This window comes from Nocardia sp. NPDC019219 (assembly GCF_040632645.1).
Taxonomy (GTDB): Bacteria; Actinomycetota; Actinomycetes; order Mycobacteriales; family Mycobacteriaceae; genus Nocardia; species Nocardia sputorum.
The window spans coordinates 150,093-171,033 of record NZ_JBEYCG010000002.1; the positions used below are offsets into that span (position 1 = coordinate 150,093).

Below are 20,941 nucleotides of genomic sequence, written 5' to 3' on the forward strand. Positions count from 1 at the left end.
AAACAGTAAGTTGAACGGACGCTGGAATGAGTCGCGTCGTGGCGGTACGCCTCGGTCGCGGACCCGAAGTGGTCTGCTGCGCGCGTCGGCGCTTGGTGTCGCGCTGATCGTGGCGGCGGGCTGCACGGACTCGAAGTCGGACGAGGCGCCCGCGCTCGACGGCAACAAATACGTCCAGACCAATCTCGCGGCCAACAACGCGGAGTACAAGGCGCAGTTCGTTTTCCCCGACCTGGTGAACGCCTGGGGGCTGGCCAACCGCCCCAAGGGCGCGGGCGGGCACTTCTGGGTCGGCGCGGGCGGTAAGTCGTTCCAATTCGTCGGCGACCTGACCAAGTCCTCGGACGAGAAGCTGCACAAACTCTTCCAGGACGATCTGAAGATCGTCACCATCCCCGGCGCCGACGCCGACACCTCGGACAAGAGCGCGGGCAAGACCACCGGCGTGGTGTTCAACCCGGCGCCGATCACCTCGGACCTGTTCGTCGTGCGCGACCAGCCGGTCGAGGCGGAAGGCGGCCCGCTCAACGGTTCGGCGCGGTTCATCTTCGCCACCGACTCCGGCAAGATCTCCGCCTGGACCGAACTGGGCTTCGAGGGCCGGATCGTGCGCCACGACGGACCCGCCAACCTGGTCTTCGACGGCCAGGCGCAAGGGATGCAGTTCTTCGGGATCGCGCTCGCCCCTTCCGGTGACAAGCTGCTGGCCGCCGACTTCGGCGCCGACCCGCAGGTGCGGACCTTCGACAAGAACTGGCAGCCGATACCGACCGTCGGCTTCGCCAACCCGTTCGCCACCGGCGACGCGATCGACCCGGCCGCGCCGGAGAAAGGCAAGAAGGCCAAGCCCGGCGATCCCGCGCCGTTCAACGTCTCGACCATCGGCAACCGGGTGTTCGTCGCCTACGCCACCACGCAGCCGGACGAGAAGGACGCCACGCAGTTCGATGCCGGCGAGGAGGATTCGCTGGACAAGGACGAAGAGCGGGAAGCGGGCGGCAAACCCGACAAGGGCAAGCTCGCCGAGTTCGACGCCAACGGCAAACTGGTGCGCATCATCGATGACGGCAAGCGCCTGAACGCGCCCTGGGCGGTGACGATCGCGCCGGACGGGTTCGGTCCGCTCAGCGGCAAACTGCTGGTCGGCAACTTCGGCGGCGCCGGACACGTGCTCGCCTACGACGACACCACCGGCAAATTCGCCGACTACCTGCGTGATGCCGACGGCAAGCCGGTCGCGATCGAAGGACTGTGGGCGCTGATGTTCGGCAACGGCGAGAGCCTCGGTGACGCCGACTCGCTCTACTTCACCGCCGGACCCGACGACGAGAAGGACGGCCTGTTCGGCAAGCTTCGGTTGAAGTAGGACCCTTCCCCGAGCGGCCCGCACCGATCCGATGCGGGCCGCTCGTGCTTATCGTCCACCCGTCGGCGCCGAGGCCCGGGGTTCGGTGCGCCGTTCGCGGATGGCCGACTCGACTTCATCGACCGCCGTCCGGATCATCGCCCCGTAGCCATCGTCGGCGAGGGTGTGCAATCGTGTGCGAGCGGCGTCGATTTCGCGCTGTGCGGCGTCGAAGGAACCGAGCCTGCGGTAGTCGTCGGCGAGGTTGAGATGTAGCGACGGGTAGAACGCGGCCACCCGCAGCGCTCCGTCATAGTTCTGGGCGCGGGCGTCGGAGAGGCTGTCGGCGGCGTCCAGTGCCCGGATGTTCCAGGTGAGCGCCTCGGCGGCGTCGTCGTACAAATCGGCCAGATAGTGGGCGAGTGCGCACCGGTGCAGCGGGTCGCCCTGTGGTCCGAGCGAGGCCCATACGGCGAGCAGGGCGTCGCGCGCGTCGTCCGGGCGGCCGTCGTGGCCGAGAGTGACGGCGCTGGTGATGGCGTCCATGGTGGGATCGTGGGTCGGGTTCATCCAGGTCTCCTTCGGTGGGATGAGGTCGCGTGTCGTGTGCGAGTTCGGGTGGCCGGTGTCGGGCCGACACCGGATGTATCTGGAGGCAGGCGGTGTGCGGGCGGGACGCGCGATCGGTCACGGTGCAGACACGACGAACGGGCGGCGCAGCAGATACCGGCCGTCGGCGGCGGGGTGACTATGCCGAAGCGTTCTCGTCGAGCGGCCGCACCGGCATGGCCAGGGTGGTGAGATCTCCGTCGGTGGCGGAGCGCAGGATCACCGGATGATCGGCGGCGATGATGTCGAGCATGAGATCGGGGCCGAGCGCGGTGTGGACGGCGGGCAGCAGTGTCGCGGGATCGAAGGACAGCGTGACGGCGGAGCCGGTGACCTGAGCGGGCACGTGATGCGCCGCGCCGGGTGCGACCGCCACGAGCTCGGATGGCTGGATCTCGAACCGCACTGTCGCGGTGATCTTTTCGAGAAGGCGCAGCATGGCATGCCGGGCGACGAGCACCCTGGTGCGGACCGGTCCCAGCCCAGCCAGTAGGGCGCGATGGTCGGGGAAGTCGCCGTCGATGACGGCGGACCGGTGTTCTCCGCCGTCTCCGGCGAGAATCAGCCCGCCGTCGGCCGGTGTGGCGACGACCTCGTCCATGCCGCGCAGCGTCTCGGCGATCGACGCGAGCCCGCCCGGATCGAGCACCACGGACCAATCGCCGCCGTGCTGCCGGTTCGCCACGACGGTGCGGGTGGACAGGCGGTATCGGTCGGTGGCCGTGAGAGTCACGGCGTTCGCGCCGGCTTCCAGGAGAACGCCCGCCAGTACCGGGATCTCGCGGGTACGAGCCGCGGCGGCCCGGACCTGCTCGAGCGCCTCGGCCAGCGCCGCCGCATCAATCGCCACGTGCGCGCCGAGTGACCGCTTGACCACGGCGGCGACGCGAGCGGCCTCGTGCGCTCGCCGCGCCAGTTCCGCCACGTGACGGTCGAGCAGTAGGCCCGCGTGCTCGGCGTCGCCGGTGAGAATGTCCGCGATCGCCTCCAGCGGCAGATCTATCGCGCGCAACTGCCGGATGAGCGTCGCTCGCTCCCGCTGCGCCTCGGTGTAGTAGCGGTATCCGGTCAGTGCGTCGACGCGGGCCGGAACGAGCAGGCCGCAGTCGTCGTAGAACCGCAGCGCGCTCGCCGTGAGCCCGCTGGCCCGCGCGAGCACACCGATCGTGATCAACCCTGTCGACTCCGCACTCACCACGCGGCCATCATGGAGCCTCAACCAACTCGAAGGTCAAACGCCGGGGTCGGTGGGAGTTACGCGCCAGCGGCGCGACCAGTCCCAGACCGATTCCAGTGCTGTGCCGAGTTCGACGCCCGCGGTGGTCAGTTCGTAGGACTTGTCCGGGTTCTTCGCGATCAAGCCCGCGGACTGCAGGTGCTGCAAGCGCACCGACAGCATGCTGGAAGAGCAGTTGCCCATGCGCCTACGCAGTTCCAGGAAGCCGAGGCGGGCGGGTTCCAGTTCCCACAGGATGCGCAGAATCCAGCGCTGGCCGAGCAGGTCCATCGTGGCCAGCAGCGGCGCGTTCGCCGGGTCCTCCCGGCCACGCGGCGGCTTCGGTTCGTTTGCGCTTCTCATTTAGAACCAGCATAGTAGTTCTGAATCAGAAGCATCGGCCCGGGTCGCCGGGCGGACCGAGAGGGTGACGGTGGACGACACGACCGGACGGCGAATCGTTCTGATCACGGGCGCCTCCCGCGGTATCGGCGCGGAGACCGCTCGGGTGCTGGCAGCGCGGGGCGACCACGTGGTGATCAACTACCGGGAGAAAGCCAAGCGGGCCGACGCGCTGGCCGAGTCGATCCGGCAGGCGGGCGGCAGCGCCTCCACCGTGGGCGCCGACATCGCCGACGCGGACTCGGTCCGTGCGCTGCTCGCCGCGATCGTCGAGGAGTTCGGGCGGCTGGACGTGCTGGTGCTCAACGCTTCCGGTGGGCTGGAGCGCGATGCCGCGCCCGGTTACGCGATGGCCCTCAACCGCGACGCGCAGGAACGGCTGGCGCGGCTCGCCGTGCCGCACATGCCGTCCGGCGCGCGGATCGTGTTCGTGACCAGTCATCAGGCGCATTTCCACGGCCGCAAGCCGGTTCCCGCCGACTACGAGCCCATCGCGGCCAGCAAGCGCGCGGGGGAGGACGCGCTCCGTGCCATGATCCCCGAACTCGCAGCCAGAGGTATCGCCCTGCACGTGGTCTCCGGCGACATGATCGACGGCACGATCATCGTCCAGCTGCTGGAGCGCCGGAACCCCGACGCCGTCGCCGCGCGCCGCGCGCAGGGCGACTTGCCCACCGTCGCGGAGTTCGCCACCGCCGTCGCCGCGGCAACCACCGCCCCCGCCGACCCGGGCCACACCACCTACATCGGCGGTCAGGACTACCTCGACGTGCGCGAAACCGTCTCCTGAACGCTGATCGTCGTGGTGGTCGCGGGCGGTCGGTCCGCGACGGTTGGCAGTCGAGGCCCGCGAGACGATCTCGGGTGCCGATCGAGCATGTGACTTCGCCAGGCGTGGCCGGGTCTGCGGGCGCTGGTAGTCGGGGTATGCGGAGCCGTCTCCTGAGCGCCGTCCGTCGGTCGGCATCTGTGAGCTGCGCGCGGTCGGGCAGGTCGCCCACCCTCTCGCCGTTCATCAGCGCGCCTTGATATCGCGCACGCGTGGGCACGCAAGGAATCGGCAATTTCGGTGGAGCGTCGAGGCCGGGACCCGGATCATGGGCGGATGGTCGACTATCTGAGCACTGCGTCGCGGACTGAGTGGGCCGCGGTCCCGCTGCCGGTGCGTGCGGAAGTGGCGCGGCTGCTCGGGGATGACATTTGTGCGGCGGTCGATCAGCGCGGCGGGTTCAGTCACGGGGTGGCGGTGCGGCTGCGGACGAGCGGGGGTGGCGCCGCTTTCGTGAAGGCGATCGAGGTGGGCGACGGGCTCGCGTCGGTCTATCGGCAGGAGGCGCGGATCGCGTCGCGTCTGCCCGCCACGGCGCCCGCGCCGAAATGCCGTTTCACCAGCGAGATCGCGGGATGGTTCGTGGCCGCGTTCGAGGATGTCGAGGGAACGTTTCCGCGGCTCGACGAGCCGGGGGAGTTGCAGGACTGCCTCGATCTCGCCACGCGGTTGGCCACGGAGTTGACGCCGAGCCCGCTGGTGGACGTGCCGACGGTCGCGGAAGCCCACGGGACGGAGCTGATCGGTTGGCGGACGTTCGTGACCGAGGGCCCGCCCGCCGACCTGGACCAGTGGTCCGTTCGCCACCTGACGGAATTGGCCGAATTGGAAGCGACCTGGCTGACGGCCGCGGCCGGGAACATGCTGCTGCACACCGACCTCCGGCCGGACAACATGCTGCGGCGCGCCGACGGTACGGTGCTGGCGGTCGATTGGGCGTGGGCTTGCCGAGGCGCGGCGTGGATCGACCTCGTCGCCCTCGCTCCGTCCATCGCGGCCGCCGGTGTGGATCCGGATCCGATCGTCGCCGCCCACCCGGTGACCCGTGACATCGACTCCGCGGCCATCGATGCCTTCGTGTGCGCGCTGGCCGGATATTGGGCCGCGGCCTGCCGGAGGCCCGGACCGCCGCGTTCGCCGTATTTGCGTGATCATCAGTCGGCGTTTGCTCGGCTCTCCAGAGATTGGCTGGCGTGTCGCACTGGTTGGCAATAACCGCAGTGGAGACGGATCTATCGTCGAAAAACCTGCGATCACTGGATGTTTGCCGTTGGCGTGGCATCGGGGCGGCGCCGAGAATCGGGCCGATGGGCGTGTCGCGGCGGCGGAAGTGAGCGAATCCGACGCGCCTGCTGCCGTTCTCGGTCACGCTGGGCACATGTGGATGTTCGGGCAGTGCCGGAACACCGGCGAGGCAAGGCATCGAGGACGCGACCGAGACGCGTCCACCCTGGTCGGAATGGGGGTCCGTGAAGTGGATCAGTTATCCGAGGCCCGGGTGATCCCGGGCAAAGAACTCCTGCTGGCCGCCTTCCGAGGCTTGCCGCACATGGATCATCCGATGCTGGAGGCGGCGGGCGAACTGGCGCAGTTGCACCAGACGCGCGAACGCACTCCCGCGAGCCGATGCGACAAACTCGACCGGCGCCGAGCGCAACTGGTGCGCGGCATCGACCGCTGGGTCACGCTCGCGACGCCGATCCCGCCGCCCGCCGCGCCCGAGCACAGCGAGACCGTCGGCCGCATGGTGGACCGGCTGGCCATGCTGGCCGCCCAGGCGTTCGCGCCGCTGACGCACGCGCCCGATTCGGTCTTCTACGACGCGTGGATCAGGATCGACGAATTGGCCGACGGCTACCAGGATCTCGTCGACGACCTGCGCACCGGCGCGCGACGACTACCCGAGGGGCGCTACGACCGCTGGTAGCTACCTGCCCCGCCCGAACAGCCGGAACGACCGCCTGCGACGGCGCGGCAGGGTCGCGTACACCATGGTCATGTCCGCGAAGACCTCCGCTTCCCGTTCGCGATCGGCGCCGAATTCGGCACGGCCGAGCACGTGTTCGATCGACTGCGGCGAAATCGAGGGCAGGATGACGGACAACGAGGGCGGCAACGGATCGCCGCGCTCGTGGTCCTTGTGGTGGCCCAGCAGCATGTGGCCGACCTCGTGCAGGATGACGTGATCGGCGTTGCGGCCGGTCGCCGCGGCGTCGTACACGATGATGTCGTCGTGCTTGCGTGCCACCCACAGGCCGCCCCCGCCACAGCCCGTGTCGGCCAACATCGCCTTGGGCACCGGGTGCAGGCTGATCGAGCGTCCGCGATGGGCGGCCACCGCGGCCAGATAAGCGGTCAGATTCCACGGGTTGGGGAGGGGCACGGTCCGGGTGGCATCCCCGAAACGGGCTTCCATGCTGGTCATCGGCGCCCACCTTACCTACCGGGCGGCGACTAGTCATCTGCGGAATCCGGGCATACCGGCGGCGGTGATCCGCAGGGCGACAAGCCGATCGGTCACTCGGTGGGCGGCCTGCTGTCCAACGGCTGGGCCCGGATGGCACGGATGGCCAGGTAGTTCAGGCCCCACAGCGCGATTCCGATGGCCAGCAGCACGCCCGCGATGGCATATTGGGCCGGATTGCGATCGGTGAACGGCGTGACGAGAAAGCCGCAGGTGAGCGCGCCGAGCACGGGCAGCGGCGTCGGCGTCTTGAAGTGCTTGTGCGGCACCGGGTCTCGCCGCAGCACCAGCACGGCGACGTTGACCACGGTGAACACCGCGAGCAGCAGCAGCGCCGTGGTGCCGCCGAGTTCGGGCACCTCGCCGACGAACAGGATCAGCCCGAGTGCGAGCAGCGTGGTGAAGATGATCGCGTTGAAGGGCGTGCGGCGCCGCTCGTGAACCCGGCCGAACGGCCGGGGCAATACTCCTTGCCGAGCCATGCCGTAGATCAGGCGGCTGGCCATCAACATGTTGATCAACGCCGAATTGGCGACGGCGAACATGGTGATGTACGCGAAGATGTGCGTCGGGAAGCTCGGCGCGCCCACTTCGACGACCTTCAGCAGTGGGGTGTCGCCCTCGCCGAGTTGATCGGCGGGGACGAGGGCGACCGCGCTGATCGACACCAGCACGTAGATCAGCCCGGTGATGATCAGCCCGGCGAGCAGCACCTTCGGGAAGATGCGGGTGGGCTCCTTGCACTCCTCGGCCATGTTCACCGAGTCCTCGAAACCGACCATCGCGTAGAACGCGAGCGTGGTGGCCACGATGACGCCGCCTACCGCGTTGCGCTCGCCGGTATCGAATTCGACGATGCGCGAGAAGTCGCCGTCGCCGAAGCCCAGCGCCCAGCAGCCGATCCCGATCACGATCAGCAGGCCGGTCAGCTCCACGCAGGTGAGCACCACGTTCAGCTTGACGCCCTCGCTCACGCCGCGCAGGTTGATCGCCGCGACCACCGCCATGAACACCAGCGCGATCACCGTCACCGCGGTGCCGCTGCCCAGATCCAGGTCGAAGGCTTCGGCGAAGTTGGCCGCGAAGGCCCGCGACGCCGTGGAGGCGGAGGTGATGCCGGAACTCATCACCGCGAAGGCGACCATGAACGTGAGGAAATGGATGCCGAACGCCTTGTGCGTGTAGAGCGCGGCGCCCGCGGCGTGCGGATACTTGGTGACCAGCTCCAGATAGCTGAAACCGGTGATCAGCGCGACCAGGAACGCCACCAGGAACGGCACCCACACCGCGCCGCCGACCTCGTTGGCCACCTTGCCGGTGAGCGCGTAGATGCCGGTGCCGAGGATGTCGCCGACGACGAACAGCAGAAGCAGCCCCGGCCCCATCACCCGTTTGAGCTCGGGCCCGGATTCGGCTGGTGGATTCTCGGTGACTTCGGACATAGGTCCTCCCCTCGGCAGTAAGCGCGAGGGTACCCATTCCGGCGCGGAATAGTCGTTCATCCGCGCCGGATGCCGGTGGCTCTAGTCCTCCCGGTCCATTCGGCGCGCGGCCTCCACGATCATGGCCGCGGAGTCGCGCGGACTCAGCGCCATGGCGCGCAGCTGATCGAAGATCACGCCGAATCGGCGGATCTCGGTGTGGCCCTCGATCAGCTCGTCACCCGCCATGCCCTCGACGTAGACCAATTCGGGGTCGGCGGGATCGGGGAAATCGAGCAAAGTGAACGAGCCCGCCATGCCGGGGTGCGCGCCCGCGTCGAACGGCAGGATCTGGAGGATCACGTTCTTGCGCTTGATCTCCTGCAGCAACCGGTCGAGTTGCCCCCGCATCACCGCGGGCCCGCCCACGGTGCGACGGATGGCGGCCTCGTCCAGGACCACCCACAGTTCGAGCGGGTCCTCCTTGGTCAGGTTGACCGCGCGGTCCATCCTGGCCTTCGCCCTGCTCTCCATGACCGACGCCTCGAGCTTCGGCATCGAGGTGTCGATCACGGCCGTCGCGTACTCGTAGGTCTGCAAAAGCCCTGGAATGAAGGAGGTTTGATAGTGCCGGGCGGACAATGCCTCGGACTCGAAGTTGATGTAGGCGGCGTAGACCTCGGACACGCTGCCCTCGTACGCGCGCGACATGCCCGGCTTCAGCGCGTCGGACAGCAGCTCCAGGGCGTCTTCGCGCTGTTCCTCGCCGATCCGGTAGAGATCGAGCATCGCCATGAGGGTGCGCCGCTGCGGACGCGCCTGCGCGGTCTCGATCCGGTACAGCGTGGTGACGTTGATCCCGGTCTTCGCGCTCACCTCTTCCTTACTGAGCTGGGCGTTCTCGCGCATCTCGTGCAGCATCGCCGCCAGCCGCCGCAACCGGACGGTCAGGACGGTGCGCTTGCCTGCCATCAGTACTACCCCTTCGGTCTGCGCCCTTGCTGGAACGCGTTATCACGTGCGCCCTCGAATGCGGCCTGCGTGCAGCGGATCTGTGCCGAGTGTGGGCACAGCAACAGAGACTACCTCCCGTGATGCACGTTATGGTCGGTGTTTTCGTGGGAGTCTGCGTTCGGCGGCCGACTCTGCGGGGCAAACCCGACCGGGCGCTCGGTCGAGGCGGCGTCCGGATACTCGCCGACCAGCCCGGCATTGTCGCGCGGACGATCGGAACGCCGCGCGGCCGGAATGCGACCGTGGGATGCCATCCCACGCTCGTGGTCCGGCCGGGTGTGGTTCGGCGGCGCTTCCGGCGCCGGCCACCGATGTCGCGACCGGCGCGCCCGCCGCGTCACGGCGCATATTGCAGTCAGATTGCTATTAAATTCATACCCATCCAAAATAATGTTGATCGCCAGGTAGAACACACATTTTTGAAGGATGCGGAGAGTTTGCCACAATTTGATTTCATCTCGTGTTCCCGGCCTTCTGCCGCGAGCGCCGATAGATAATGGCCGCGTGACGAGGATGGATCACCTCGCGCTGAGAAGCGCCTCCGCGATAGAGAGCGTCATCGCGGGCACGCCGCAGAGCGTGGGTACCTTCCGCTTCTGGTTCGAGGATCAGCGATGGGAATGGTCGGACCAAGCGGCCGCGATATACGGCTACGCCGGCGGGAGCGCGCGACCCAGCACGGAGTTGCTGCTGGCGCACAAGCACCCTGACGACCGGGCGCCCGCCGCCGAGTCCATCGCCACCGCGGTGCGCAGCGGTGAGCCGTTCTGCGGCCGCCACCGCGTCATCGATGCCGCCGGGCGCACCCGGCACGTCATCGTCGTCGCCGATCGGATGCGCGACGACCGGGGCGCCGTGGTCGGCACCGCGGGCTATTTCATCGACGTCTCCGACATCCTCGAGGAGAACCGGCAGGAGATCCTCGACGACACCCTGCCCGAACTGGTCGAGTCGCGGGCGGTGATCGAGCAGGCCAAGGGCGTGCTCATGGTCGTCTACGGCATCAACGCCGAACAGGCGTTCCGGGTGTTGCAGTGGCGCTCACAGGAAACCAACATCAAGTTGCGGACGCTGGCGCGGCAACTGGTCGGCGAGGTTCCCGCGATGGGCGGCGGCCCGGCCGCGCAACGGGCCCGCTTCGACCACCTGCTGCTGACCATGCACGACCTGCTGGCGTCGAAGTAGGCGCCGGGACCGGAGGCGACGCGCGCGGCCCCGGGGGTGCCGCGTTCCCCGGCCGCGTCCGGAATTGGTCGCTTGCCTAGTTGCGCCATGGCGACCCGCGCGCCGCGACGCCGCCCGGTACGGCGAACTCGCCGTTTGCGGCTGTGTCGCCGTCGAATCATCAGCGCGCCAACGTCATCGAGGACACGGGGTTGCGTGATCTTCGCCCTTCGACCGACCCCACTCCCGATAAGTCGGAGACAATTCATTAGAAGTCACCATAGTGGGAGGAAGTCGTTGTGGTCAGTGAGTACACATCGGCACTCGAGCGGGAAATCGTCACCATGCGCGGGCAACACGAGGCGTTGCTGCGAACCGGGCGGCAGTGGTCGTTGCGCGCGATGTTCGGTACACCCGACTGGGACATCGTCGATTACTGCCGCGACTTCCGGCCCAACCGGTTCGGCGACCGAGCGTGCGCGGAGGTGGAGCGCTTCTGCCGCGAGCACGGCATCTGGCTCGAGCCCGCGGGCCCGCACTACAACAGCATGACGCCCTACCTGCATCCTGGCGCCGTCAGCGCCGAGCGGATGACGATCATCGGCCTGTACAACGCGATCCTGTTCTGGCTCAATGACACCGTTGGGCGGGAGAAGTTCGGTCACCTCGGGGACGACGAACAGCGCGAAGCGCGCGTAGCGATCGACCGGCTGTGCGTCCTCCTGCGCACGCGCTCGGCGCCGCGGGACGCCACTCCGTTGGAGACGTCGGCAACGGCGTTCCTCACGATGCTGTCCGCCCTCGCGGACCCGGCCTGGCTCGACCGGTTCATCGAATCGACCATCGAGCACCTGCGGCCAGCGATCCAGGACCAGAACGCCCGGGCACGCGGTGGGTTGCTCAGCGTCGAGGAGTACATCGACCTGCGCTCCCAGGTGTCGGGCATGTATCCGGCGATCGCGCTGTGCGAGTTCGGCCGCGACGACTATCTGCCGTGGGAACGGATCCGCCACACCGGGCTGGACGGCGATCTGCACCGCCTGCGGATGCTGACCGTCGAGATCGGCGCGCTGATGAACGACGTGTTCTCCTTCGAGAAGGAGTGCATCGTCGATCTCGCGGACTTCAACTTGATCCCGGCGGTACTGCTGAACCACCCCGGATGGTCGCTCGAGGACGCCGTGCGGGGCGCCACCGAGATCGTGCGCGCACGGCTGGCCGAGTTCCGGAAGGTGGGCGCGGTCGTGGCCGAGCGATGCGACCACTTGGCCGCGGAGGACGCCGAGCTGGCGGCCACCGTCTCGACCCATCTCGCCGATCTGGTCGCGTGTGTGCAGGCGACCTGGGTCTGGCAGGTCAAGACGATGCGGTACAAAGGCGCGTCGATCTTCCGGGAGAACGGGTTGCCGTAGGGCCGCCCTTCTCGCCATGCCTGGGAATGCTTCCGGGCGGCAGTACTCGACGGTCTCGAACAAGTGTGGATACGATGCGTCGGGGGCTATCTCCGGCCTGAATGGTGAGGGGGTTGCGGTGGAACAGATCGAACTCGCCAGGATGGCGAACTCGTGGTGGCGCGCTCTGCAGGCCGTCGCCGATTGGTCGGTGTCCGTACCGGACCCCGAGGCCGTGCTGCTCGGGATGGTCGAGGAGCTGGTTTCCGGCCTCGAAGCCGAACCTTTCGACGCGAGCGTCGGGCTCCGCGTGGGCGCGGGGCTGGCCTCCGCCGGACTGGTCGGCCCGGCGGTGCCCAGTACGTCCGCCCAGGTCCTCTATGGGCTGGCCGGACACGAGACGGCTCCGGATGCCGGGCGGCGGCTCGCGGCGCTGCTCGCGGCTGTCGGTCAGGGCTACGAAGCGCAGTCGCGGGAGGCCGCCAGCCACGCGCGCCGCTTGTATGACGAACGGTTCCGCGTGGTGTTCGACAACGCGGCGATCGCGATCGCCATCGGTGACACCGACGGCACGCTGCTGGACGTCAACCGGGGCTTGGCCGAGATGATCGGAGTCCCGGCGGAGACCCTGCGCGGGGTGTCGGTCTACGACTTCGCGCACCCCAACGACCGCGAGGGCATCCGCACGCTGGTGTACGAGAAACTCGTGCCGGCCGGGGCGGGCACGGTGAAACTGGAGCAGCGGATCCGGCGCGCCGACGACAGCTACGGGTGGGCGTCGTTCGCCATCACCTTCGTCAAGGGCGTGGACGGTCAGAGCGACTATCTGCTCGCGGTCGGTGAGGACGTCACCGAGCAGCACCGGATGCGCGAGGAGCTGCATCGGCAGGCCCGGCACGACCCGCTCACCGGACTGCCGAACCGGCGGCATCTCATCGAACGGATCGACGCGATGATCGCCGACGCCCGCAACGGGGACCGCGCGGGGTTGTGTTTCGTCGACATCGACCGCTTCAAACACATCAACGATCGCTACGGTCACGGCACCGGCGACCAGATTCTGACCGCGGTCGCGGAGCGCCTGCAGGACAGTGTGCGCGGATCGGGGTGCCTGGTCGCCCGCATCGGCGGCGACGAGTTCGTCGCGCTGGTCCCGCCGCCTGCCAGCGACCACCGGGTGGCCACCGTGGCGAACAGCCTGCTCGAGGCGCTGGTCGACCCGATCACCGCCGGTGACCGGCGGCTACGCATGTCGATCAGCATCGGCGCGGTCGTCACGGCGGTGGCGGGCGCGGACGCCGAATCGCTGCTCGACGCGGCCGATACCGGCCTCTACCGGGCGAAAGCCGACGGCAAAGGCCGATGGGTGCTGCACATTCTGGACACCGACACCTCACGCGGTCCGCAACCGGTGTTGTGAGCGGCGGTTCGCGCGAGGGTTCAGCGGGCGAGCAACCTGTGCAGGAACCTCGGCGAGACCATCGGCCGTTCCTCGGGCCAACGTCCCTCGCGCAAGTCGTAGTCCAAGCTGTGCAACAGCGACATGACCAGGTGCCCCTCGTCGAGCAACGGCCGGATGAGCCCGGCCTCGGCGTACCGGACCACCACCGGGACCAACTCGTCCTTCGCGGCTTCGATCCGGCCGGCCGCCGCGAGGCAGGAAGCGAGCAGCAGCGAGGCCTGTGCCGCGGCCCGGGGGCGTCGATCGGCGTCGATGGAATCCCGCAGCTGCCGGGCACGCGCGGACGCGGCGGCAACCCTCTTGGCGGCGCCGGAACGCAGCAGCATGCGGATCGCGGAATCCTCGCGCATCTCCGCGGCCATCGTGGCTATGCCGCTTTCCCCGGCCGGCGGTTCGGTGACATAGGTGGCCGTCAGGCCGAGCCGGACCTGCTCATTGGCGATGCGGGTGGCCAGCCGGGGCAGTTTCAGGGCCTGCGCCACCTCGGCGCCTTCTTCCAGCCGTCGTGCGGCGGACGCCAGGTCGCCGCGCAGGGCCTTGATCCGGGCGCCGGTGGCGTAGTTCGCCATCAGGAAGTCGACCGGGCCGCCCTCGGTGCCGAGCCGGCCCGCTTCGTCCAGCAAGCGCTCGGCCCCGGGGAGCTGGTCGCGTTCGTAGAGCAACTCGCCGAGCAGGGCGCCCGCCAGACGGGCGGCGTAGGACCGCGGGCCCGTGGAGCTGATGGCGATCTCGAGCGCGGTGCGGAAGCTGTGTTCGGCCGTGGCGATATCGAGCTGTTCGCGTGCCGCGACGCCGACCAGGCTGTGGCTGTACATCAGGATGAATGTGCTGCGGGTCTGCCGGTAGAACGGTGTGGCCCAGTCGTGCCATTCGCGCGCCCGGTCGTAATCGAACCGGCTGAACGCGGAGAACGCGGCGAGATTCGCGGCTTCGCACAGCACCCACGGCCCCAGCGTGTCGGCCCGGCCCAGGCATTTGCCGACTACGGCGTCCACGCCTTCGGGATGGTCGCCGAACGCGCGTTCCACGCACTCGATGAGGTCGGCTTCGATCGCCAGATCCGGGTCGTCGACCGTGGCCTTCTCCAGCGACGCGCGCACCAGCCGTAACGCGGCGTGCAACTCCGTGGGCTGTCGCAGCACCACGTGGGTCCAGGCGATCGCGATCTGCAGCCGCGGGCGCGCGGCGGCCACCGCAGGCGGAAGTTTGGCGACCAGGCCGAGGAACGTCGCCAGCTGCGCGTCTTGCACCAGATCGCGGGCTTTGGCCTCGACGATGTCGACCGCCATCTCGCCGCCGTCGCCGGCCAGCGCGTGGTCGATGGCGTCGCTGAGCATCCCGTGGTCGCCGAACCATGTCGCCGCCGTGCGGTGGAGTGCGGCGACCTCGTCGGGGAAATCACGCTCGAGTCGCCTGCGCAGGAATTTCGCGAACAGATGGTGGTAGCGGAACCAGTCGCCGCTGTCGTCGACCCGGCGCAGGAACAGATTGCGGCGTTCGAGATTCTCCAGCAGGTCCTGCCCGTGCGGCCTTCCGGTCAGGGCGGTGGCCAAACTGCCGGAAACCCGGTCCGGAAGCGCGGTTTTCAGCAGAACGTCGAGCAACTCGGGCTCGACGGTGTCGAGCACGTTCTCGGCCAGGTACTCGGCGATGGCATGGTTGCGGCCGGACAGGTGGGCGATCAGCGAGGCCGGATCGGGGTGCTCGCGCAGCGACAGCGACGCCAGTTGCAAGGCCGCCGCCCAGCCTTCGGTGTAGTCGTGCAGTTCGGCGTTCTCGGCGTCGGCCAGCGTGAGACCGGTCTGTTCGGCGAGGAACGTGCGCGCCTCGTCGGGGTCGAAACGCAATGCGGCGGCGTCGATTTCGACGAGCTGGTGGCGAACGCGCATGGTGCCGAGCGGCAGACCTTCCAGCGAGCGGCTGGTCAAGATGATCTGCAGGTGCTGCGGGCCCTCCTCGATCAGGTAGTGCAGGGCCTCGACGGCGGCGGGATCGGTGATCCGATCCCAGTCGTCGATCACCAGGGCGAACCGCTCGTCGCGTGCGTGGATGGCGTCGATCAGCGTGGTGAGCACATAGCGTGCGGCGGCGGCGTCGCCCTCCTCGAGCACCGGCGTCAGGTCGGGCGCCAGCGCCGGACTGACGCGATTGAAGGCCTCGATCAGATGCGTCAGCAGCCAGACGACGTTGTTGTCGTCCCGGTCGACGTTCAGCCAGGCCACCGCCACCTTCTCGGTCTCGGCGAGACGCTTGGCCCACTGGGCCGCGAGGGTGCTCTTGCCGAACCCGGCTGGGGCGTGGATGACGGCCAGGCGCGGCGGCGGCACGGTCTGCAACGCGTCGATCAGGCGCTCGCGCTGGACCAGCGGCCGAGTAGGCAACGCCGGGCGGAACTTGGTCTCCGGCGTCGGCGGGGTCTTCGGGTGCGGGGTGGGGAACCGCGCGGTGGCCGTCAACGGCCGCGTGCTGAGGTCTTCGGGCGCGGGCCGATCGCCCGCGGGCAGAGTCATGTGCTCGACCTGCATGTCGTTGCCGCGCTGGATATCGCGCAGCCGCTCGCCGAACGCGGCGGCCGAGGGCGGACGGTCGGCGGGATTGTGCGCCATGCTGGCCTCGATGGCGGCGGCCACCTCGTCGGGGATGCCGTCGAGCCGCAGATCCGGCAGCGGGTCGGCGGCGATACGCAGGAACTGCGCGACGACCTGCTCGCCGGAACGACGCTCGTATGCCGCGTGACCGGTGATCATGGCGAACAGCGTCGCGCCGAGCCCGTAGACGTCCGAGGCGACCGACGGCACGCCGGAACGCAGCACCTCCGGCGCGGTGAACGCGGGCGAACCGGTGACCACACCCGTGGTGGTCTCGAAACCGCCTTCGATACGGGCGATCCCGAAATCCGTGAGTTGTGGCTCGCCGTAGTCGGTGATCAGGACATTTCCCGGTTTGATGTCGCGATGCAGAATGCCTGCCCGATGTGCGGTCTCCAAGGCGCCCGCCAGCTTCACGGTGATCCCGATCGCCTCCGGCAACGGCAGCAGACCCTCCCGGCGGATGCGGTCTTCCAGCGAACCGCGCGAGTGATACGGCATCACCAGGTAGGGTCGTCCGCTGCGGGTGGTCCCCACTTGCAGGATCGGCACGATGTTGGGATGCCCGGACAGCGCGCCCATGGCCTGCTGTTCGCGCAGGAATCGTTCGACGTTCTCCGGTTCGAGATCCGGTCGCGCGGTGAGCACCTTGACCGCGACGCTGCGATTCAACGCCCGCTGCCTGCAGCGGTAGACGACGCCGAAACCGCCCTTGCCGATCACTTCGGGGTCGTCGAGACCCGCGCCCTCCAGTTCCCGCTCGATCCCTGGAGGCCGATCGTGCTGTGTGGCGAACGGGTCCGAACCGGCCATGGCCCTGCTCTGCGTCGGATGTCTGTGGTCCTGCGGGTAGATACCCAGTTTATGCCCAGCGAACCCGGCGCTCGGTTATTACGTTTGAGATAGAAGACGAGGTACAGGTGGGCCTTGCGGCGCTGTGTCGTCGTTGTCCAGGGGCGGCTGCCGGAACGCAGCAAACATGGGAGCCGGGCTGCCGAGCAGGATGCTCCAGCGGACGTCGTCGGAGCGGCGCCGGGCGCTATGACATATGTCAGAATCCGCGCATGACCATCGACGTCTGGGCGCAACACCCGACCCGGCGCTTCCTCGCTCACGACATGTTCGCCTCACTGCGGCGGTGGACCGGAGCGGTGATACCGACCGACGAGATCCCCCTGTCGGTCACCCTCGACGCGATGGACGCCGCGGGCGTCGATCGAGCGCTCATCTCGGCGTGGCACGCGCCGGAAGGCGTCCTCATCTCCAACGACGAGGTCGCGGCCTGGGTGGCCGAGGCGCCCGAGCGCCTGCTCCCCATCGCGTCGGTGGACCTGCGCAGTCCGATGGAGGCGGTACGGGAGTTGCGCCGCCGCGTGGACCAAGGATTCAAAGGGCTGCGGGTGCTCCCGTGGCTGTGGGAGCTGCCGCCGACCGATCGGCGCTTCTATCCGCTGTTCGCGGCCTGCGTCGATCTGGGCATCCCGTTCTGTACGCAGGTGGGGCACACGGGTCCGTTGCGGCCGTCGGAGACCGGCCGCCCCATTCCGTACATCGATCAGGTCGCCCTCGACTTCCCGGAGCTGACGATCGTCTGCGGGCACATCGGTTATCCGTGGACCGAGGAGATGATCGCGGTCGCGCGCAAGCACGAGAACGTCGTCATCGACACCTCCGCGTACACGACCAAACGCCTTCCCGCAGAACTGGTCTCCTATCTGAAGTCCCGGAGCGGGCGCAGGAAGGTGCTATTCGGCACGAACTATCCGATGATCTTCCCGCAGCACGCGCTCGACGGTTTCGCGGCCCTCGGGCTCGACGACGAGACCCGCGAGCTGTACTTGGACGGCAACGCGCGGCGCGTTTTCGGACTGGCCGGTTGACCGATTTCGCGCGGCGGCGTGTCGGCAGGCCGTTGCCCGCGCTTTCCCCGCTTCGGTCATAGGATGCCTCGGCGCGCCGGTGTCGACCGGGCCGTCGCGCGGATCGCCGGCGGATCGGGTGCCGGCGCCCCCGGTCGGCACGCATCCGAGGAGGTCGAATGCTCTGGGCGGTACAGGTGTTCGCCGCCGCGGCCGCTGTGCTCCATGTCGGCATCTTCGTCATGGAGTCCGTGCGGTTCGGCGACCCCAAGGTGTACCAGGGGATCTTCCGGCTCTCCGAAGCCGAATTGCAGGCGGCGCGGCCATGGGCGTTCAATCAGGGCTTCTACAACCTGTTTCTGGCGGTGGTGACACTCGTGGGCGTGGCGATCCTGCGGTCGGCACCGGAGGCGGGATGGGCGCTGCTGCTCGCCGGATGCGGGTCGATGCTGGCCGCGGCGGTGGTCCTGGTGGCGCACGACCGCCGGTTCGCCAGAGGTGCGGTGGTGCAGGGCGCGCTGCCCGCGCTGACGCTGCTCGCCGCCGCTACTCGGCTCTGAACGTGTCCAGGTCGTGGGCAAGCCGCTGAAGGCCGGTGTGGCGCTTCGGGATCGTGTTCCTGTCACCGGTCCCGGCGAACGCCATCCGCACACTGGTGGCAACTAAAGGTTCACAGCGGTGGTCGCTTCCGTACTCGTGGACGGGCGCGGGGTCTGAACAGTGACCGGAAGTCGGGAACGAAGGACGTCTCCCGTATCGCCGAACGGGGCGGGGATCGTTCGGCCTCTGGTGCCGAAAAGGGTTGCGGCGAGTGTGCTCTCGGCGCTGACGCACCGTCAGGAGGCCTTGACCGCAGAAATGCAGACGCAATCTTGCGTTCTTGCATCTGTACGTGCATGATCCAGCTAGCCTAGTTGTGACAACCGATCCGATGGCCGGGATAACCGAATCGAGAGCCAATTATGTTGGTACAAAGAGCGTTGGTGTCGGGCGAACTCGGAGTACGGCGATGAGCGCGCCGACAGTCGGCGTCTTACCGACCGCACCGCAATTGTTGTGTGCTTTCCAGGGACGGCGTTTCCAAGACCGGGAGCTGCTGCGGTCCGCACACGCACTCGCCGAGCTGCACCAGCACCGCGTGCAGGCGGTGGACGCCGCACTCATCGCCGAAATAGACTGCCGCCGTCGCGAGCTCGTCGACGACATCAACGACTGGGTCGCGCAGGAGATCCCACAGCACCGCAACGGGGCCTCGCTGCACACCGAGAGCCTCGGCGCCGTGGTGGACCGGATGGCACGTAGCTGGGTGGACGCCAATCAGGTCATTCACACCGAGGGCGCGCGCAGCGACAATACCCATAAACATTGGTATCAACTGGCCGAACTCGTCGACGGGTACACTGATCTGGTAACCGACGTGGCCGGTGGCCGCCGCCGTTTGCCCGAACAATGAGTTCGACGCGACGGTGGTCTCGTCCGCGGTAGTGACACTGCCCCGCAGCGTCACTCGTCCGAATGGCGACGTCCCGGTGCCGAGCCGCCCGACCAGTGGCTTTCTCCGGGTGGTCCTGTCGCCGGCACAGTGACGGCGGGCGCAACGGGGCGCCCCGCCCGGCGTGCCGCGTGGTCGACTGGCGCGGCACGCCCGTGACGGATTCTCTTGCCTGGCAATCATTCCGCGACTAGCGCGCGGCCGCCCGTGCGCGCTGCCCGACGGACGCGGCGTCGCCGGAGATAGCGACGGATCCGGCTGGCGCAGAAGTACACCAGGGTCACACCGGCGACGAGCAGAACCGCCGCGATCACCGACGCGGCCAGTGGGTGGAAAACGGCGAGGGTGACCACACCGGCCACGGTCACATCCTCGACGGTGCTCACCACGATGTTGCTGGCGGGCTCGGGGGAGGTGTTGACCGCCATCCGGGTTCCGGCCTTCACCAGATGGCTGACCAGGGCGGCCGTTCCGCCGACCGCGCCCGCGGCGAGTTCCGGCAGCGAGCCGTCCTGTCCGGCCAGCAGGGCCGCGACCACCGCTCCCGCGATCGGCCGTACCACGGTGTGCACCGCGTCCCAGAACGAGTCGAGATACGGGATCTTGTCGGCCACGGCCTCGATCAGGAACAGCACTGCCGCCGCGATCAGGACATCGGTGCGCTGCAAGGCTTCCGGCACCGAATCGGCGAAGCCGAACCGGCCGAAGAGGCCGAGCAGCAGGACCACGGCGTAGGCGTTCACGCCACTGGCCCAGCCTGCTGTGAAGATCAGCGGTAGAACGGACACGAGCCCATGGTATGGGGATGGGGCGACAGGCGTCGGCAGCGTGGCCCCTGCTGCCCGGGCCGCGTCGAAGCGGTGTTCCGAGCTCCCACAGCAGGACGGCTATGTGAGTTCCTTGCGGCCCTGCACCGTGAATTGGCCCAGCAACTCACTGAGTCCGTTTCCGAGGTCCATGAGCGCGGTGTCGAGAGCTGCGCTGTCACGCTTCCGTTCGTCATCGTCGGAAGCGATTCCGGTTGTCGCCATGTGCTTCATGACGAAAGGCTCGTAGCGCCGATCGATGAATTCTTTTGTCAACTGCGGGAATTTCTGAAGCAACGCGTACATGTCCTCGCTGGAAGCCATGCTCGCCAGATCGGCGGCGGCCATGAAGGCGACCAAGCGATCAGCGAATACCGTCATTCCGGTACGAAAGCCATCGAGATCGGTTACGCGGAGGTATCCGGCCATGGCTCCTACCTGCGCTACGAAGCCGTACGCACTGGCGAGGAAGTCGTGGTAAGCGTCTTTTCGGTTCTTCAGTGCCACCTGCACCAACGCGAGTCGCTCGTCGCGATCCGCTTTGTTGACAGTGACGTACACGGCGGCGGAGGCCGACACGATGCTGGAGATCAGCGCAGCGCACAGCGCCGCTGTGAGCGCGTACCGTCCACTTCGGGTGGTCGTGTCCGTCTCGCGCGTGTGCTCGTCCTCGCCTGCCGCCGACTCGGTCCGGGCATTCCCCGTTGGCTGCTCCGCGGGAAGGTCGAGCGATGAAGGCGCTGCGGTTTTGTCCCGGTGCGGTTGAGAAGCTGGTTCAGTAGCCATTTCTACTCCCACCCGACGGAGGGTTTCCGGTGTGCGGATCATTTCACGCGCCAGCGGACACCGTCGGCTGAATTACTCGATCCGGTGTCGCCT

19 protein-coding genes are annotated in these 20,941 nt (G+C 68.1%); 10 read left to right on the plus strand and 9 right to left on the minus strand.

Annotated elements, in window-relative coordinates:
• The first annotated feature begins 73 nt into the window (after positions 1–73).
• Complete coding sequence (locus tag ABZ552_RS05045) at positions 74–1,366, plus strand: TIGR03118 family protein (RefSeq protein WP_357436012.1); 1,293 nt, start codon at positions 74–76, stop codon at positions 1,364–1,366.
• Positions 1,367–1,414: 48 nt separating this feature from the next.
• Here ABZ552_RS05045 and ABZ552_RS05050 read toward each other — a convergent pair whose 3' ends face one another.
• The 3 genes from ABZ552_RS05050 to ABZ552_RS05060 form a co-directional block, all read right to left on the minus strand.
• A complete protein-coding gene (locus ABZ552_RS05050) occupies positions 1,415–1,915 on the minus strand; it encodes a hypothetical protein (RefSeq protein WP_357435685.1) in 501 nt (166 codons plus the stop codon).
• Positions 1,916–2,093: 178 nt separating this feature from the next.
• The gene (locus tag ABZ552_RS05055; protein WP_281878583.1) at positions 2,094–3,152 is read right to left on the minus strand and encodes a MerR family transcriptional regulator; all 1,059 of its coding nucleotides are present in this window, start codon (positions 3,150–3,152) and stop codon (positions 2,094–2,096) included.
• 33 nt (positions 3,153–3,185) lie between these two features.
• Positions 3,186–3,533 (minus strand): helix-turn-helix domain-containing protein, encoded by a 348-nt coding sequence (locus ABZ552_RS05060; RefSeq protein WP_281878584.1) that lies wholly within the window; start codon positions 3,531–3,533, stop codon positions 3,186–3,188.
• Positions 3,534–3,597: 64 nt separating this feature from the next.
• On the opposite strand from ABZ552_RS05060, the gene ABZ552_RS05065 reads away from it, so the two are divergent.
• The 3 genes from ABZ552_RS05065 to ABZ552_RS05075 all read left to right on the plus strand — a co-directional run bounded on the left by ABZ552_RS05065 (position 3,598) and on the right by ABZ552_RS05075 (position 6,328).
• Positions 3,598–4,362, plus strand: coding sequence for an SDR family oxidoreductase (locus ABZ552_RS05065; protein ID WP_281878585.1), 765 nt, complete (start codon positions 3,598–3,600; stop codon positions 4,360–4,362).
• 315 nt (positions 4,363–4,677) lie between these two features.
• Positions 4,678–5,616, plus strand: coding sequence for a phosphotransferase (locus ABZ552_RS05070; protein ID WP_357435687.1), 939 nt, complete (start codon positions 4,678–4,680; stop codon positions 5,614–5,616).
• Between the two features lie 259 nt (positions 5,617–5,875).
• Positions 5,876–6,328, plus strand: coding sequence for a DUF4254 domain-containing protein (locus tag ABZ552_RS05075; protein WP_281878587.1), 453 nt, complete (start codon positions 5,876–5,878; stop codon positions 6,326–6,328).
• Here the strand turns inward: ABZ552_RS05075 and ABZ552_RS05080 are convergent, their stop codons facing one another.
• The 3 genes from ABZ552_RS05080 to ABZ552_RS05090 all read right to left on the minus strand — a co-directional run bounded on the left by ABZ552_RS05080 (position 6,329) and on the right by ABZ552_RS05090 (position 9,258).
• Positions 6,329–6,826 (minus strand): hypothetical protein, encoded by a 498-nt coding sequence (locus ABZ552_RS05080; RefSeq protein WP_281878588.1) that lies wholly within the window; start codon positions 6,824–6,826, stop codon positions 6,329–6,331.
• A gap of 92 nt (positions 6,827–6,918) precedes the next feature.
• Entirely contained in the window at positions 6,919–8,307 is a 1,389-nt protein-coding gene (locus ABZ552_RS05085; RefSeq protein ID WP_281878589.1) for an APC family permease, read from the minus strand.
• Between the two features lie 81 nt (positions 8,308–8,388).
• Positions 8,389–9,258, minus strand: coding sequence for a helix-turn-helix transcriptional regulator (locus tag ABZ552_RS05090; RefSeq protein WP_281878591.1), 870 nt, complete (start codon positions 9,256–9,258; stop codon positions 8,389–8,391).
• 555 nt (positions 9,259–9,813) lie between these two features.
• Here ABZ552_RS05090 and ABZ552_RS05095 point away from each other — a divergent pair.
• From ABZ552_RS05095 to ABZ552_RS05105, 3 genes are all read left to right on the plus strand, one after another.
• The gene (locus tag ABZ552_RS05095) at positions 9,814–10,485 is read left to right on the plus strand and encodes a PAS and ANTAR domain-containing protein (RefSeq protein ID WP_281880831.1); all 672 of its coding nucleotides are present in this window, start codon (positions 9,814–9,816) and stop codon (positions 10,483–10,485) included.
• Positions 10,486–10,763: 278 nt separating this feature from the next.
• Positions 10,764–11,876 carry a terpene synthase family protein gene (locus ABZ552_RS05100; RefSeq protein ID WP_357435690.1) on the plus strand — a complete coding sequence of 371 codons (1,113 nt, stop codon included), beginning with the start codon at positions 10,764–10,766 and terminating at the stop codon, positions 11,874–11,876.
• Positions 11,877–11,994: 118 nt separating this feature from the next.
• Entirely contained in the window at positions 11,995–13,275 is a 1,281-nt protein-coding gene (locus tag ABZ552_RS05105; RefSeq protein ID WP_281878595.1) for a sensor domain-containing diguanylate cyclase, read from the plus strand.
• Positions 13,276–13,295: 20 nt separating this feature from the next.
• Here the strand turns inward: ABZ552_RS05105 and ABZ552_RS05110 are convergent, their stop codons facing one another.
• Positions 13,296–16,718, minus strand: coding sequence for a protein kinase (locus ABZ552_RS05110; RefSeq protein WP_357435692.1), 3,423 nt, complete (start codon positions 16,716–16,718; stop codon positions 13,296–13,298).
• Positions 16,719–16,969: 251 nt separating this feature from the next.
• Between ABZ552_RS05110 and ABZ552_RS05115 the strand changes: the two genes are divergently transcribed.
• From ABZ552_RS05115 to ABZ552_RS05125, 3 genes are all read left to right on the plus strand, one after another.
• Positions 16,970–17,785, plus strand: a complete 816-nt coding sequence (locus tag ABZ552_RS05115; protein WP_281917732.1) for an amidohydrolase family protein — start codon at positions 16,970–16,972, stop codon at positions 17,783–17,785.
• A gap of 158 nt (positions 17,786–17,943) precedes the next feature.
• The gene (locus ABZ552_RS05120; protein ID WP_281917733.1) at positions 17,944–18,324 is read left to right on the plus strand and encodes a DUF1304 domain-containing protein; all 381 of its coding nucleotides are present in this window, start codon (positions 17,944–17,946) and stop codon (positions 18,322–18,324) included.
• Positions 18,325–18,857: 533 nt separating this feature from the next.
• Positions 18,858–19,217: a DUF4254 domain-containing protein gene (locus tag ABZ552_RS05125; RefSeq protein ID WP_281880832.1), complete on the plus strand. Its 360-nt coding sequence runs from the start codon at positions 18,858–18,860 to the stop codon at positions 19,215–19,217.
• Positions 19,218–19,435: 218 nt separating this feature from the next.
• Here the strand turns inward: ABZ552_RS05125 and ABZ552_RS05130 are convergent, their stop codons facing one another.
• Entirely contained in the window at positions 19,436–20,044 is a 609-nt protein-coding gene (locus ABZ552_RS05130; RefSeq protein WP_357435694.1) for a DUF4126 domain-containing protein, read from the minus strand.
• A gap of 99 nt (positions 20,045–20,143) precedes the next feature.
• Complete coding sequence (locus ABZ552_RS05135; protein ID WP_281917735.1) at positions 20,144–20,848, minus strand: hypothetical protein; 705 nt, start codon at positions 20,846–20,848, stop codon at positions 20,144–20,146.
• Between the last annotated feature and the right edge of the window lie 93 nt (positions 20,849–20,941).